We start from the raw sequence: 268 nt of genomic DNA, 5'->3' as shown, positions 1-268 counted from the left end.
CCGGCGCGGGGTCGGTCAAGTCGTCGGCGGGAACGTAAATGGCCTGGACCGAGGTGATCGAACCCTTGGTCGTGGTCGTGATGCGTTCCTGCATCTGGCCCATGTCCGTGGCGAGCGGCGGCTGATAGCCCACGGCCGACGGGATACGGCCGAGCAGAGCCGACACTTCGGAACCTGCCTGCGTGAAGCGGAAGATGTTGTCGACGAAGAACAGAACGTCCTGGCCCTTGTCGCGGAAGTCTTCAGCGATCGTCAGACCCGTCAGAGC

At 63.8% G+C, this 268-nt stretch carries 1 pseudogene; it reads right to left on the bottom strand.

The features are described from left to right. Positions 1-268, bottom strand: a pseudogene (locus ACOZKU_RS27765) (F0F1 ATP synthase subunit beta); the annotation flags it as partial.

This window comes from Shinella sp. M31 (genome assembly GCF_049199205.1).
Taxonomy (GTDB): domain Bacteria; phylum Pseudomonadota; class Alphaproteobacteria; order Rhizobiales; family Rhizobiaceae; genus Shinella.
The sequence above is the reverse complement of the archived record's forward strand: the minus strand, read 5'-3'. Positions and strand labels throughout refer to the sequence as shown.